Genomic DNA, 15,126 nt, shown 5'->3' with positions numbered 1-15,126 from the left:
TCTGACTCCGGCCTGCGGCCTCCGCAGGGCCAAAGTCGTTTTTCGAAAGGGGTCCTTTCTTTCTTCTACAGTCGATATAGCCATAGGCCCAATCTTTTTATGTGTCCATTAAATTGGCGCCTACACATTCGTTGGTAGGAACAGGGCCAAAGTCGTTTTCAGAACCCTATGGTTCTTTGTTATCTACATTAGTTTATTTTTAGTCCCAACATAATCGTTGAAATAATATAAGTAGAAATATGGTAAAATGGTGTTATACATATCATAGTTGAATGGACGTAGGGAGGTGATGTTGTGACTGCTGATAGTAATGGTTATGTAGGTTTTGATTTGGCATTGTTTATTGCTGAGAAGTTGCGTGCTCAGTTTGTGTTTGATATGGCACAGATGGAGGGAAACACGGCGACGTATCCGCAGGTTGAGACGATTGTGTGTGGTACTTCTGTGGCGGGGCTCAGTGTGAGTGAAACTCGACAAATAGATAATATTAATCGTGGCTGGCAAGCCTTGATAGAGAATTTGCGGTTAAAACGATTTCAGATTAATAAGTTAGTGACTATCGAATATAATAAGTTGGTTTCTGAAAGTGAGAACCGCCTAGGATTTGGTGGATTTCGCAATGCACCAGTAGCTATAGGTGGTACAAGTTATACACCGCCTAATCCTTTGGATTTAAATTCCTGTTGGGACGAATTAATAGCTAGGTGCCAAGAGCTAGAGGATAATCCGTTGGAACAATCGCTTCTATTATATGCCGAGATGGCTCGTAACCAGTTCTTTGGCGATAGCAATAAACGAACCGCTCTGCTCATGATGAATGGAAACCTTATTCAGAATGGATTATGCCCAATTACGATAACAAAATCTCGCGAAGTAGAATATCGGACTGCTTTAATTGAATATTATGAAAGCCCCGAGCAACATCGCAGTCAATTCTTCGATTTTCTAAAACAAGAACAACAAACCATGCTAAAACGCTGGGGCTATGAAATCCAAGATGTAAGTAAATCCGCCCCTGTCATCACTGTTAAATAGAAGGAGGAATACATATGAACCGCAAAATTTTCGTTACAGGTGCTACTTCTGGTATTGGCCTTGAGTGTGCCCGTGCTTTCGCTCAAGATGGAGATAATGTATTGATTGCTGGTCGTCGTGCAGATCGCTTGGCGGCGATTAAGGAAGATTTTGAGCAGCAATATGGCATTCATGTGGATACGCTTGTGCTTGATGTGAGCAAACGTGAAGAGGTAGATGCTAAGGTAAAACCAGCTATCGAAGCTTTTGGTGGCATTGATGTACTTGTAAATAATGCAGGTCTGGCACAGGGACTCGATCCATTCCAAGATAGTACCATAGAAGATGCAGTCACAATGATTAATACGAATGTATTAGGACTTCTTTATGTAACAAAGGCAGTATTACCTTTTATGATTGATAAAAATGAAGGTCATATTGTAAATATGGGTTCTACAGCTGGGATTTACGCATATCCAGGTGGTGCTGTTTATTGTGCTACTAAGGCAGCTGTCAAAATGTTGGCCGATGGCATTCGTATGGATACCATAGCTACAGATATTAAGGTTACCAACATTCAACCAGGCATCGTAGAAACTCCATTTAGTGAAGTACGTTTCCACGGTGATGCGGAACGAGCTAAATCTGTCTACGCTGGTATTGAAGCCGTTCAACCAGAGGATGTGGCCGATGTTGTATTGTATGTAACAAATCAACCTAAGCGCATGCAAATCTCTGATGTGACCATCATGGCGAACCAACAAGCGGCAGGCTTTATGGTTCATAAGAAATAACAGACTATTATACTAAACTTGTTAAAATGATATAGGTAGCATTTATTACTTTAAATCCTACATCATTTAGGATATATTTATTAAGTATATTTTAATAAATATAATTTTACAAAATTTGTTTTTGGAGATTGTCGTTATGACAACAAAGATAAAGACATTACTAGTGGCTTCTTTAGCATGTGCAGCTATTGGTTCCTATAGCATTACTAGTGCTCACGATCTATCTGTTGGGAATCGTTCTGTGCCTATGACTGGTGGAATCTCAGTTGAACCTACGGAACCAAATTTTATTATGCCGAGTCCTGTACATGTGTTCACTACAGTTAAAGAAGCGGCGGAGTATATGAATATTACACCACAGATGCCAAAGTTGTTACCTGTAGGCTTTAATATTCAATCTATCATCACTTTAGAGAAAGATATATTACAAGTTGTGTATGTCTACAAATCTGGTGCGGATCCATGTTATAATCAAGATGGAGGCGCATATATTATATATCGTTCATCTAAGTTAACTGGTGATATCAGTGGTGACCATAAAATTCATAAGGTGATAGAAACTGAACGTGTAGACGGTATGAAGGTTACTTTTAAAGGCAGTGACAAAATGGTTTATCTTGCATCGTGGATGAAAGATGGACAAAATCACTCCTTAGATTTTTATCGCCCAGTTACACGAGATGTGGCAAAAGCGATGATCCGTCATATTGTTGAAGAAAAATCACATGAAAAATAAATGTGTTTTTAATAATTTTTTTTATTGACCGAAGGGAGATTATACTCATGGTTAAAAAATTTGTATTAATGGCAGTTGCGTGTGCGTGCGTAGGTTCTTATGGCGTTGCTGGTGCACAAGGTACTTTAGATGTAAAACCAGATCCAGCTAAACCTATAGTTGCAGAACAGGCAGCGCCAATGGTTGGTATGCCAAGCCCAATTCATGAATTCGCTACTATTGATGAAGCCGCTAAATACATGAATATTATGCCTCAGCTACCTAAAGTATTACCTGTAGGCTATAATATTGAGTCTGTAAGCACAATCAATAAAGATGTTTTGCAAGTTGTGTATGTTTACCAAGTTGGTGAAGATACAACGCGGAACCAAGCGGCAGGCAAACGTATTGTGTATCGCGTAGGTACTACAAAAGGTGATATCAGTGGTAATTATAAGGATTATCGCGTTACAGCTACAGAAAAGGTAAACGGTACAAAGGTTACTTTCAAAGGTGGCGAAAAAATGGTATACTTCGCTGGTTGGACAAAAGATGGTCAAAACCACGCGATGTACTTTGAACGTCCTGTCAATCGCGATATGGCAAAAGCGATCATTGCTAATACAGTTGCACCAAAATCACATATGAAATAATACAGCCTGATACAAACTATTCTTGATGGAATGGCATGCGAGCTACAGTGCAGTACTCGCATGGACACTGTAAGGGTTATATAAGAAGCGGCTCCTCTCATGAGGGGCCGTTTTAGTATGAATTGAGCGTAAAGATTTTTACAAATCGATTTGTAGAATGTATAATAAATTGATATATCGCGAAATTACGATATAATGATGTTAGAGGTGACTAAAGATGAATCAATTAGAGATCTTTAAAGCACTTGCTAATGAATCACGTTTACAGATTCTATTTTGGTTAAAAGATCCAAAGCGTTACTTTACACATCTAGAACCGGTAGACATGGTAGAAGTCGGCGTCTGTGTAGGTCAAATCCAGCTCAAATTAGGCGTTACCCAATCGACAGCATCTCAATATTTGTCTGTGTTGCAAAAGGCAGATTTGGTGATTGCTACACGAATTGGTAAATGGACCTATTACCGTCGCAACGAGGAAACCATTGCAGAATTAGCAAAGTTGGTAGAAACTGAATTATAAAAGAGCATAAATATATAACACATAAGTATGTGTAACATAATTTACTAGAATTTACTAGTCAGATACTTGTATTAGTAACGCAATTATATTGATACGATGCGTATTATCTAGTGAGTGTGATTATATAGGAGTGCTTTTTTATTAACTCAATACATCGGTAATTCGCAATATGTAAATGTGAAAATATAATTCAGTCATCAGCTAGATGTATATCGTATAAAATTCCTATAGTATTAGGAGAAAGAGGCTATAATGGTACAACATAACTTAACAGATACAATTACATTCCGTCGTGGCTTAACAATTCCTAACCGCATTGCCTTGGCTCCGATGCAAAGTCAATCTGCATTAGAGGGTGGCTATGCAAGTAATGATACGATCCGTTATTACAATCATCGTTCTAAGGCCGCAGGCCTATTGATTACTGAGTTCCATTATGTTAGTGAAAGTGGTGGCCCAGCGTACATGCCGGGCTATCCATCCCAAATGGGCATTTACTCTGATGTTCACTTAGAGGGAGCAAAGAAAATTGCACAAGCTTTAAAGAAAGACGGTAATAAAGCGGTTATGCAAATCCATCACGGTGGGCGCATGGCGATTGGTCGCTTTATCAATCATCAAGATGTGGTAGCACCTAGCGATTTACAACGTAAGTTCCCTGTTCGTGCTCTTACTGAAAGTGAAATTGAAGAGATCATTGCAGACTTTGGTCGTGCTACAAAAAGAGCTATTGAAGCGGGCTTCGATGGTGTAGAGATTCATGGTGCTAACCATTATTTATTGCAACAATTCTTCTCTGTATTGACAAACCACCGCACAGATAAATGGGGCGGCTCTTTAGAAAATCGCATGCGCTTCCCATTAGCCGTTGTGCGTGAAGTAAAACGCGTTGTAGCAGAAGCGGGCGCACAAAACTTTATCATTGGCTATCGTTTGAGCCCAGAAGAAATCCACGGTACAGATATTGGTTATACCTATAAAGAATCCCTTCAATTAGTGGAAGCTATTGTAAAAGAAGAGTTAGACTACATCCATTTATCCTTATGGGGTGGCTATGATTCTAAACCAGAAGGTGCAGATCAATCCTTTGGCTCTTTATTCAAAGCAGCTCTTGATGATGAAACAAAACTTATTATTGTAGGTAATATCTTCAGCGAAGAAGCAGCTCGTGATGCGGTAGAAAACTACACTGACATCATTGCAGTAGGCCGTGGTACTTTGGTAGACCCTGAATTTGGTCATAAAATCATGAACGGTAAAGGCGATACCATCGTTCGCGAAGTAACTCTGGAACATGTTCCACACATGCACCTAACACCAGGCCTATTTGAAGCCTTCACACGTACTGACTCCTTAGGTTTGCCACCATTACCAGGTGCAGAAACCATCTATGACCAACACAGAGGTACATACGATAACCACCCACTAGCAATTCCATATGCAGAACAATAAAAAGTAAACATCAACTAAATTAGTAAATAACTTCGTAAATACATTCGTAAAAAATACAGATTATTAAGTAAATTTTTTAGTTAAATAATCGAATCACAATACATAAAACTATACACACATAAATAACTTGTGAAAGCGAGTTTATAAATGAAAGCCCCTGTTTGAAACAGGGGCTTTTATACTTAGGTAATAAATTATACTTTTTAAATTATGAGTGAAATTAAAAATAGTATATTGTGGTATGATATTTTATGAAAGAAAGGAGCTATATATGAGTGAGAATGTTATGGCTTTAATAAACTTAGTTAGAAAACGATTGGACTTATTTATAAAGCTTTTAGTTTCATTTTTTATGCTATGTTTTTTTGCTGATTATTTATATTCTTATTATGAAGTGAATATATTAGATTTTGATCCTATATTACCTCAAATAGTAAAAGTGTTACTAAAAAAAGTAGAGTTTATTCTTTATTGGTTTATCCCTTTTTTGTTTAGTATACCAGCAATATTATTTTTTATCTTATTTATAGCTTTTATCTTAGAAGTTATAATAGAAAAGTTTGAAAAAAAGGGATACTTTAGGAAGTTATTTGAAGAATTTTATGAATTTTTCAGTACTATAAAATCAGGGTGTCAATTTATAAGTTATCAAAGTTATGATTTATTACGGCTATCAATAATTTATATCGCTTTTATTGGTGTTATATATTATATTCTTGCTATGTTTAATCATATAGGTAATCTAATTTCTCCAGAGTGGCATATTTCATCATTTGAAATAATTAATCCTCTAAAGCATCTTATTTCTTTTAGTAGTTTACTTCCTAATATGGAGCATAAAGAATGGATTCAGTTTACATTTGTACTTAGTAAAGGCTTTGTATTTGGATACTGTGTGTATTGGTTTTATATAAGTTTATATCTTTCTATAAAAAGAGAGCGTGAACTTTATAGAGTGAGAAATCAAAATGAGAAATAGATAGTTATGAATTAAATATTTTACTAGGATAAATGATTAATATATATTAAAAGGAGATATTTTATGATGACCTTAGAGTGTTTTAATGATGCATTAAAATTAGCATTAGATATGCTATATTATAAAGATCAATATTTAATAAGTAATAGAATGAACAAGCATGTGAGTGAGTTATCTATTTCTCATAAACTAGGACACTACTTGGCATTATTAATCGATAAATATGATGTGGATTGTGAATATAATCGAAATCTAGCTGACCCTAAATCGGATGAGGCAAATAATTTAATAAGACCTGATATTATAGTGCATAAGCGTGGTTCCAATGATGATAATTTTGTTATAATAGAGATTAAGCCTTGGTGGAATGATAATACAGAGAAGGATGTAAAAAAACTCTATGAAATGACAAAACAGGATGGTCAATTTCGATATTGTTTTGGATTTAGTATACTTATTGATAAAAATAGAGGTTCTGTTATTACGAAAATAATAGAGAATGGCAAAATTAAATATGATGATATTCAGATATAAAGTCTTTTAAATATAAGAAATGGCTCCTTATAAGGGAGCCATTTTCTATATATTCCTATTCAATTTCCGCTTTCAAATCGATAATATTTTTTGCGGCTACACAGGCAGGGCAGTCACAGAATTCTGCGCCTTCTGCTTTGATTTCTTTAGCGTGTTGTAATAGGTTAGCTGCGCCTTCTGCGCCAAGGATTTGTGTGGCAAGTTCAGAGTCTGCAAAGCCGATTGTTTCATCGATAAGTGCAATGTTTTGTTCTGCTACGGATACGAGTTGTTTTGTAAGTTCTTCTTGTTTAGGTGTACCTTCTGCATTAATCCAAGATTGAGCGAATTCTTTTACTTTAGGATTGCTTTGTGGTGCATCTAATAATGCTTGTACGAGTTGTGTTAATTGTGTATGTGTCATGATAATCTCCTTTATATAACTAGTAAATATTAGTTTGAAAAGATGCACTTACTATCATATGAGCACCTGTTCATTTTTATAAGTTCATTATAACACCTACAATAATTTTGAATAGTAGAATGATTTACGATAGATACTATCAAATGTGATAGATTTATGATGATAACTGGTATAAATTTTTTGGGAAATAGAAAAGAGGAATGCTTTCACATTCCTCTTAAGCTTAGTTAGAATAAATCTGAGTGGCTACCCGTGCGAGTTAAAGATAATACTATCTACTGCTAAGCACTAATCTCAACATAACTGATTACTCCAATCCTAAATCCTCAATCATTTCTTTTATATTAGCATATGATTTTGCTTTTACCTTTCCTGCCAATATATCTTTCGTTTCTTGAATAGCAGCTTCTGTTTCTGCATTATAACGAGGTTGTTTAGGTTGAAATGGAAATCCGCCTTCCATTAGTGATGTATGGAGAAAAATATTAATCGCATCAGTTACGGATATGCCAAAGCTAGCATATAGTGCTTCTAATTGTGCTTTTACAGCTGGCTCGATACGCAAACTGATAGAGGCCGTTTTAGCCATAGTATCACCTCCTGTTACTTATATTGTAATGCAAATGCTATATAATTGCAATCTTATAAGTGCGAATTGCAAGCATAATACATATCTTTTCCTGAACGAAAAATATTTCTGAATATAAGAATATTAGCTTTTTAGGTGATATAATTAACTTACTATATATAGTTTGTTTGCAGGGGAATGTATCATGAAAAAGGTTGTATGTGCGTTAGCTACGCTAGCTTTTATAGGTTCCATCAATGTTGTGTCCGCAGATGAGTTGATGCGGTTCCGTCTTAATGGTAATTCTATTTATGATCAGCCTTATGGTGATCGAAATGAGTTCCCATGTCCCGATGGACTTGGTAGTTGTACTATAACTGATAGCGACTATAAAGGTATTCGTAAAGGTCAATCACTAGAGGTGTTTGATACTGTATTTGAGGCTAAGCAACATTTGAACTTTAAGCCACAGTTGCCAAGTGGTTTAGAGGGATTACGTTCCGTACATGTATCCATTGTGGATCACGATGTATTACAAGTTGTGTATGCCTATCATGAACTTGTAAAAGGAAAATACTTTGACCGTGTAGATGATATGCCAAAGTATATTAAGTATCGTGTATCGACAGTATCAGGTAATATCGCAGGCGATTATAAGGATTATGTACCTCAGAAGACGGATATTGTGAATGGTATGACGGTAACCTATCGAATGGTAGATGACGCCGTTTACTTAGCATCTTGGGAACATAAGGGGCAGAACCATGTGTTTTTATTTAATGAACCAGTTTCTGTTGAGCGGGCTAGAGAAATGATTAACAGTGTAGGTACTAATTAAGTTTATTACTGTACTATCTTTTTAAGCCTGATTAGCTTATAATATACATATAAAGAGAGCCCATTAACGTGATTAGGGCGTTAGGCTCATCTAAAACTGAACAAAATTATGATGACGCCTAACGTGTTAGAGGACTGCACTCCTCTATACGTTAGGCGTTTATCGTTGTACTACTTAACTAGTGCAATGATAGTGACTACTGATAACAGAACTATGATAATTACATAGGTAACTTCATGATTTGTCATAGTATCACCTCCTCGCGGAGATGAACCTAACTCACGTCAACGGACTCTCTTCGTAATAAGTATAGCAAAATACTCTTTACACAAATAGCGATATACAGTCCTCTTTGTTGTGATTTATATTAAAAATAACGGAGCTTATATGAACGCAGATGATTACAAGATTTCAACGTTGCCATATATAGAAAATGCTAGCAATGAGATAATGGAAAAGTACAATATAAAAGCGCAATATAAAACAGAACCGCCTCATGGAGATGCTATATATTCTATTTCTATAAAGGGGAAAGCATTGCCATTTTGGATTTATGGTAGGGACGTTACTTTTATAGGTAATAGTATGGTTATGGTCGAGTCTGTAAGATGCAAAACCTGGGACCCCATAGAAACCGTGATTATTGATTTAGAGAATGAAGCGTATGCTAGTTTAAAAGAATGGTATACAGATATTTTGTTTGTTAATGGCCGAATAGAGTTAACTAATCAAGTGGTAAAAATGGATAAAAGAATTCTAAAGAATTTTGAGAATTTAGAATGGATAAGCTTTTAAGATTGATTGCGTAGAGGGCACATTGACTATACTATAGTGAAGTGTTATTCTATATGACAAGGGATGTCAATATGTGACATAGTCTCATATGAACGAAAAAATAGCAGGGCGGCCACCCTGCTATTTTTGTTGTGCTAGTTACTAACAAGAACGCTAGATGCATAATATTCATTTTATTTTAATTGACATAAGTCTATAGAATACAGTACAATACCCTTATATCTAAATACAAGCTATGAATGGGTATAAAGGTTTACAGATCCTGCTTTCAGAGAGTTGCCGGTTGGTGCGAGGCAATAGAGGTTGTACGCTGACACTCTCCCGTGAGCTTTGGTGGCGAATGCAGCAGTAGTCATCGACGGTGGTTCCGTTATACCCGCAACGAGTCCCAATTAGGGTGGTACCGTGTTATGAATATAACGCCCCTTTGAGCAACGACAGTTGTTCTGAGGGGCTTTTTTTATACTGTCAAATGTTGGTCGGAGCCTCCACCGGCCGGGTCTGACTTCGGCCTACGGCCTTCGCAGGGCCAAAGTCGGCTGCGACCGACATTTAACAGTTCTTAGTAGCTAGAGTAACGGTCTTCGGCCTAGGGCCTCGACCTACTAAAGTCGCTTGCGAGCACGCACTTTAATTCTACGTTTTGTTTGATTAAACTTTCACAATGAATAGATATAATAAAGTGTTATGTTTTTATTAGTACAGAAAAGGTGAAGATTATGGATCAAAATCGCGTATATTTCTTCGATACAACCCTTCGTGATGGGGAACAAACACCAGGTGTGTCTTTACAAACTCCTGAAAAAATTGAAATTGCGAAAGGCCTAGTACGCCTCGGCATCGATGTAATCGAGGCTGGTTTCCCAGCAGCATCCCCTGGAGATTTTGAAGCAGTACAAACGATTGCACGCGAAGTGAAAGGCGCAACAATTTGTGCGTTGGCACGTGCTAATGAAAAGGACGTACAAAAAGCGATTGATGCATTGAAAGATGCGGAACGTAGCCGTTTGCATGTATTCATTGCTATTTCCGAACTTCATATGGAATATAAATTAAAAATGACTCGCCAAGAGGTATTGGATAAGGTTAAATCCGTATTGGCATATGCAAAAGGTAAGGTTGATGAAATCGAGTTCTCTGGTGAAGATGCGGCACGCTCTGATTTAGATTTCGCATGCCAAGTATTTGGTGTTGCCATTGCTGGTGGTGCAACAATTATTAATGTACCAGACACAGTAGGTTATATGAACCCTAATGAGTTCGGTGATAAAATTCGTTACATCAAAGAACATACACCAGGTATTGAAAATGCAATTATCTCCGTTCACTGTCATGATGACTTAGGTCTTGCTAATGCAAATACGTTAGCTGCTATTAAAGCAGGTGCACGCCAAGTAGAAGGCACAATTAATGGCCTAGGCGAACGGGCTGGTAACGTAGCGATTGAAGAAGTTGTAATGGCTCTTAAAACACGCCATGATTACTTCGGCGACCTTCAAGTGAACATCGATACAAAACAATTTACGAAAGTATCTAAACTTGTGAGCCGTTTAACAGGTGTTGTAGTTCCTCCAAATAAACCAATCGTTGGTTCCAACGCCTTTGCTCATGAATCTGGTATTCACCAACATGGTATGATGAGCAATCCTGAAACATATGAAATCATGACTCCTGAGTCCGTAGGGGCTGAAAAAACAGACCTCGTATTGGGTAAACACTCTGGCCGTCATGCCTTTGCTGATCATTTGGCAAAACTTGGTTTCCAATCTTTCACAGAAGAGAAAATCAACGACCTCTTCGCTAAATTCAAAGAATTGGCAGACCGTAAAAAACAAGTATACGATGATGACATTATCGCTCTTGTAGTAGATAACTTACATCATAAAAAAGCATTCGAGCTTGTGGCTCAATACTACAAATTAGGTGAAAAAGGCTACGCATATGCTGACGTTCGCCTCATGACCCCAGAAGGGGAGAAAGCTGATGCTGCCGTAGGTGATGGTCCAGTAGACGCATCCCTTAAAGCAGTTGAACGTGTTGTTGGCTTGCCAATTAGCTTAAAAGACTACCAAATCCGTGCCATCACAGCCGGTAAAGATGCCCTTGGGGAAGCAACCCTTAAGGTAGAATACAACGGTCGCTTGTACCATGGTCGTGGTATTAGCACCGATATCGTTAAATCAAGTGTGAACGCATATATTAATGCAGTTAACTCAGTATTCCTAGCTATGGAGCTAGAACAACAGGAGGAAGAATAATATGGGTATGACCATTACTGAAAAGAATATGGCTCGCCACGCGGGTCTTGATGTTGTAAGGCCAGGCCAAATCATCGAATGTCATTTGGACGCTGTTTTGATGAACGACATCACATTCCCACCGGCGCGTAAAGAGTTCTTAAAAATCGGCAAACCTGTATTTGACCGTCATAAAATCTACTTGGTGCCAGATCATTTCACACCAAATAAAGATATTCAATCTGCTACACAAGCGAAAGTTATGCGCGATTTCGTACGCGAACATGGCATTACAAACTACTTTGAAGTCGGTAGAATGGGGATTGAGCACGTTATTTTGCCAGAAAAAGGCCTTATCGGTCCTGGGGAAATGATGATTGGTGCTGACTCCCACACTTGTACATATGGTGCGGTAAATGCATTCTCCACAGGCGTAGGCTCTACTGATGCGGGCGTTGCTATGGCAGAAGGTAAAACTTGGTTCAAAGTGCCTGAAACAATCAAGGTTGAGCTTATCGGTAAACCTAACAAATGGGTAACTGGTAAAGACGTAATCCTTGATTTAATCGGACAAATCGGCGTAGACGGCGCTCGTTACATGGCTCTTGAATTCGCTGGTGACGGCGTACAACACATGACTATGGCAGATCGTCTTACAATCTGTAACATGGCTATCGAAGCGGGCGGTAAATGTGGCGTATTCCCTTACGATGCAGTCACTGAAGAATACATCAAAGGCCGCGTAAATCGTCCTGTTGAATCAATCGCTCCAGATGCTGATGCAGTATATGCTCAAACAATTACCATTGACTTGTCCAAATTGCAACCAGTGGTAGCATTCCCTCATTTGCCATCCAACACACATTACATCAACGAAATCGACAAAGATATTAAAATCGACCAAGTTATCATCGGTTCCTGTACAAATGGCCGTTACGAAGACTTGGTGGCAGCAGCGGAAATCTTCAAAGGTTGCAAAGTAGCCCCATTCGTTCGTTGTATCGTAATTCCTGGTTCCCAAGATGTATACGATCAAGCTATGAAAGATGGTTTATTGGACATCTTTATTCAAGCTGACTGCGCAGTGTCCACGCCAACATGTGGCCCTTGCCTAGGTGGTTACATGGGTATCATGGCTGAAGGGGAACGCACTGTTTCCACTACAAACCGTAACTTCCGTGGTCGTATGGGTCACGTTGATTCTGAAGTATATTTGGCAAGCCCTTACGTGGCGGCAGCAAGTGCTGTATTAGGCCGCATTGCAGGCCCTGAGGAGGTTTAATATGGATTTTGAAAGCAAAAAAATCTGGCGCTACGGCGACGATGTAGATACAGACGTAATCATTCCAGCTCGTTACTTGGCGATTGCTGACTGGAACGAATTGGCGGAACATGCGATGGAGGACATTGATACTACATTCGCGCCAAATGTGAAAGCTGGCGAAATCATGGTAGCTGGTAAAAACTTTGGCTGTGGTTCCTCCCGTGAACACGCACCAGGCGTTATCAAAGCAAAAGGCGTACCTGTTATCATTGCACACTCCTTTGCCCGTATCTTCTTCCGTAATGCTATCAACATTGGTTTACCAGTAGTTGAAATCGGCGAACAAGTAGACCGTATCGACGCTGGCGATGCAATCGGCGTAGACTTGTCTAAAGGTATCGTGTACAACTTGACTAAAAACGAACAATACCAAGGCACTGAATTGCCACAATTCATTCAAGACATTGCGGCAGCAGGAGGTCTTGTGAACTTTGCGAAACATCGCAAATAAGTACGTGGCCGAGCCTCGGTGATGCTCTGACGCTCCAGCTAGCTTAACGGTCATCGGCCGAGGGCCTTGACCTACTAAAGTCGCGTCAGAGCATGCACCTCGGCTCTACGTAGCTTATCATTGCGATTTTTTTCGCAATGATGTACATATGGATAGATGTAGACGATGAAGCCCCGTCGCAAACGACTTTTGCTAGGGCGAGGCCTATGGCCTCGGCCCGTTAAGGCAATGGAGGCTTGCAACGGGGCTTCATCGTCGGAGAGGAATATATAGATGAGCGAAAAAAATATCGTATTGATTCCTGGTGATGGTATCGGTACTGAGATTATTGCTGCAGCGAAGGCTGTGTGTGATGTGGCTTTTGAGAAAGCTAATGTAAAGGTTAATTGGATTGATAAAAAAGCAGGCGGTGCGTCTATTGATGCATATGGTGTGCCTTTGACTGAGGATACTATTGAGGCTTGTAAAGCTGCTGATGCTGTATTGCTTGGTGCTGTAGGCGGTCCTAAATGGGATAATGTGGATCCTTCTATCCGTCCTGAAAAAGCAATCCTCGGTCTTCGTAAGGAGCTTGGTTTGTTCTGTAACTTGCGTCCTGTAAAAATCTATCCATCTTTGCAAGAGTATTCTCCTCTTAAAAAGGAACTCGTACAAGATGTAGATTTCGTTATCGTTCGTGAGTTGACTGGTGGGATTTACTTCGGTGAACGCGAAGAGGCACAAGGTGAAGGTGCTAACGAGTTTGCTTGGGATAAAGAAACTTACAGCCGTTACGAAGTAGAGCGCATCATGGACATTGCTATGGAAACAGCTCGCAAACGTAATAAAAAGGTTGTATCTGTAGATAAAGCAAATGTATTGGCTTCTTCTCGTTTGTGGCGTAAAATCGCTCAAGAAAAAGCGGCAGCTAATCCAGATATCGCAACAGATTACTTCTACGTAGATAATACAGCGATGCAACTCGTTGTAAATCCTGCACAGTTTGACGTTATCGTTACAACAAACTTGTTCGGCGATATCCTGTCTGATGAAGGCGCTGTCATCTCTGGTTCTATCGGGCTTTTACCATCTGCATCCATGGGTACTGGCACAGCGTTGTACGAGCCAATCCACGGTTCTGCACCAGATATTATGGGTCAAAACTTGGCGAACCCATTGGGTACAATCTTGTCTGCAGCTATGATGTGCCGTCATTCCCTTGATTTACCTCAAGTGGCTGATGCAATTGAAAAAGCTGTTGAACAAGTGCTCGTTGATGGTTACCGCACAGGCGATATCTACCGCGAAGGTTTGAAACGTGTAGGTACCACAGAAATGGCGCAAGCTGTTATTGAACGTCTATAATCGTAGGGAACAAGGTTTTGAAAGCTCATCAAGTGAGCTAAATCATTTCAAAATCTTATCATATACATTATAATGCAGAAATATTATATAGGTTATTATATAAGAGAGGGCTAGTCCATCTCTTTTTTGCGGGAGGAGTTATGTTATCTTATTTTTTACTTGCCTTATCTATAGGGCTTGAGCTATTTGCTACGACCATGTTGAAAGCCTCTGATGGCTTTACGCGGCCGTTACAGACTATTGCCTGCGTATGTGGCTATGTAGGATCTTTCTATACATTGACGCATGTACTGAAATATATTCCACTCAGTGTTACCTATGCTACCTGGTCTGGCGTAGGCCTTGTGGTGACAGCACTCATTTCTGTTTTTATCTTTAGTGAGGGCTATAATATGTACACCATTTTGGGGATAGGTCTTATTGTAGTTGGTGTTGTCATCCTTAACTTGTGGGGCAGTGTAGGGAATTAAAACTATAGCTAGTTTCTATATCATAAATTAGAATA

Annotated in this window: 17 protein-coding genes and 1 other annotated feature; of the genes, 15 read left to right on the top strand and 2 right to left on the bottom strand. The window is 39.0% G+C overall.

Features of this window, described 5'->3' with window-relative positions; genetic code table 11:
• Nucleotides 1-294: 294 nt before the first annotated feature.
• The 8 genes from O3598_RS09000 to O3598_RS08965 all read left to right on the top strand — a co-directional run bounded on the left by O3598_RS09000 (nt 295) and on the right by O3598_RS08965 (nt 6,661).
• Nucleotides 295-1,035, top strand: a complete 741-nt coding sequence (locus tag O3598_RS09000; RefSeq protein WP_316065423.1) for a Fic family protein — start codon at nt 295-297, stop codon at nt 1,033-1,035.
• Nucleotides 1,036-1,049: 14 nt separating this feature from the next.
• Entirely contained in the window at nt 1,050-1,808 is a 759-nt protein-coding gene (locus O3598_RS08995) for an SDR family NAD(P)-dependent oxidoreductase (protein ID WP_295210761.1), read from the top strand.
• 136 nt (nt 1,809-1,944) lie between these two features.
• Nucleotides 1,945-2,544, top strand: a complete 600-nt coding sequence (locus tag O3598_RS08990; protein WP_295210763.1) for a hypothetical protein — start codon at nt 1,945-1,947, stop codon at nt 2,542-2,544.
• Nucleotides 2,545-2,591: 47 nt separating this feature from the next.
• Nucleotides 2,592-3,176 (top strand): hypothetical protein, encoded by a 585-nt coding sequence (locus O3598_RS08985; protein ID WP_371452442.1) that lies wholly within the window; start codon nt 2,592-2,594, stop codon nt 3,174-3,176.
• 217 nt (nt 3,177-3,393) lie between these two features.
• Nucleotides 3,394-3,696 carry an ArsR/SmtB family transcription factor gene (locus tag O3598_RS08980; protein WP_270523678.1) on the top strand — a complete coding sequence of 101 codons (303 nt, stop codon included), beginning with the start codon at nt 3,394-3,396 and terminating at the stop codon, nt 3,694-3,696.
• Between the two features lie 252 nt (nt 3,697-3,948).
• The gene (locus O3598_RS08975) at nt 3,949-5,148 is read left to right on the top strand and encodes an NADH-dependent flavin oxidoreductase (protein WP_371452440.1); all 1,200 of its coding nucleotides are present in this window, start codon (nt 3,949-3,951) and stop codon (nt 5,146-5,148) included.
• Nucleotides 5,149-5,419: 271 nt separating this feature from the next.
• Entirely contained in the window at nt 5,420-6,127 is a 708-nt protein-coding gene (locus O3598_RS08970) for a hypothetical protein (RefSeq protein WP_371452438.1), read from the top strand.
• A gap of 63 nt (nt 6,128-6,190) precedes the next feature.
• Nucleotides 6,191-6,661, top strand: a complete 471-nt coding sequence (locus tag O3598_RS08965) for a hypothetical protein (protein WP_371442375.1) — start codon at nt 6,191-6,193, stop codon at nt 6,659-6,661.
• 55 nt (nt 6,662-6,716) lie between these two features.
• Here O3598_RS08965 and O3598_RS08960 read toward each other — a convergent pair whose 3' ends face one another.
• A complete protein-coding gene (locus O3598_RS08960) occupies nt 6,717-7,064 on the bottom strand; it encodes a hypothetical protein (RefSeq protein WP_371442374.1) in 348 nt (115 codons plus the stop codon).
• A gap of 307 nt (nt 7,065-7,371) precedes the next feature.
• The gene (locus O3598_RS08955) at nt 7,372-7,653 is read right to left on the bottom strand and encodes a type II toxin-antitoxin system RelB/DinJ family antitoxin (protein ID WP_371442373.1); all 282 of its coding nucleotides are present in this window, start codon (nt 7,651-7,653) and stop codon (nt 7,372-7,374) included.
• Between the two features lie 184 nt (nt 7,654-7,837).
• Here O3598_RS08955 and O3598_RS08950 point away from each other — a divergent pair, with 184 nt between their 5' ends.
• From O3598_RS08950 to O3598_RS08920, 7 genes are all read left to right on the top strand, one after another.
• Complete coding sequence (locus O3598_RS08950; protein ID WP_371442372.1) at nt 7,838-8,470, top strand: hypothetical protein; 633 nt, start codon at nt 7,838-7,840, stop codon at nt 8,468-8,470.
• Between the two features lie 387 nt (nt 8,471-8,857).
• Nucleotides 8,858-9,265: a hypothetical protein gene (locus O3598_RS08945; protein ID WP_371442371.1), complete on the top strand. Its 408-nt coding sequence runs from the start codon at nt 8,858-8,860 to the stop codon at nt 9,263-9,265.
• Nucleotides 9,266-9,491: 226 nt separating this feature from the next.
• Nucleotides 9,492-9,695: a binding site (T-box leader), on the top strand.
• Between the two features lie 289 nt (nt 9,696-9,984).
• Nucleotides 9,985-11,523, top strand: coding sequence for a 2-isopropylmalate synthase (locus tag O3598_RS08940; RefSeq protein WP_005381515.1), 1,539 nt, complete (start codon nt 9,985-9,987; stop codon nt 11,521-11,523).
• Nucleotide 11,524: 1 nt separating this feature from the next.
• Complete coding sequence (gene leuC / locus O3598_RS08935; protein ID WP_371452436.1) at nt 11,525-12,784, top strand: 3-isopropylmalate dehydratase large subunit; 1,260 nt, start codon at nt 11,525-11,527, stop codon at nt 12,782-12,784.
• A gap of 1 nt (nt 12,785) precedes the next feature.
• Entirely contained in the window at nt 12,786-13,277 is a 492-nt protein-coding gene (locus O3598_RS08930; RefSeq protein ID WP_005381479.1) for a 3-isopropylmalate dehydratase small subunit, read from the top strand.
• Nucleotides 13,278-13,550: 273 nt separating this feature from the next.
• Nucleotides 13,551-14,621: a 3-isopropylmalate dehydrogenase gene (gene leuB / locus O3598_RS08925; RefSeq protein WP_118354226.1), complete on the top strand. Its 1,071-nt coding sequence runs from the start codon at nt 13,551-13,553 to the stop codon at nt 14,619-14,621.
• A gap of 140 nt (nt 14,622-14,761) precedes the next feature.
• Nucleotides 14,762-15,091, top strand: coding sequence for a DMT family transporter (locus O3598_RS08920; RefSeq protein WP_060924999.1), 330 nt, complete (start codon nt 14,762-14,764; stop codon nt 15,089-15,091).
• Nucleotides 15,092-15,126: the final 35 nt, after the last annotated feature.

The sequence above is a fragment of the Veillonella atypica genome, assembly GCF_041431435.1.
Classification (GTDB): domain Bacteria; phylum Bacillota; class Negativicutes; order Veillonellales; family Veillonellaceae; genus Veillonella; species Veillonella atypica.
Note: the sequence above shows the minus strand (reverse complement) of the source record. Positions and strands in the feature narration are given on the sequence as shown.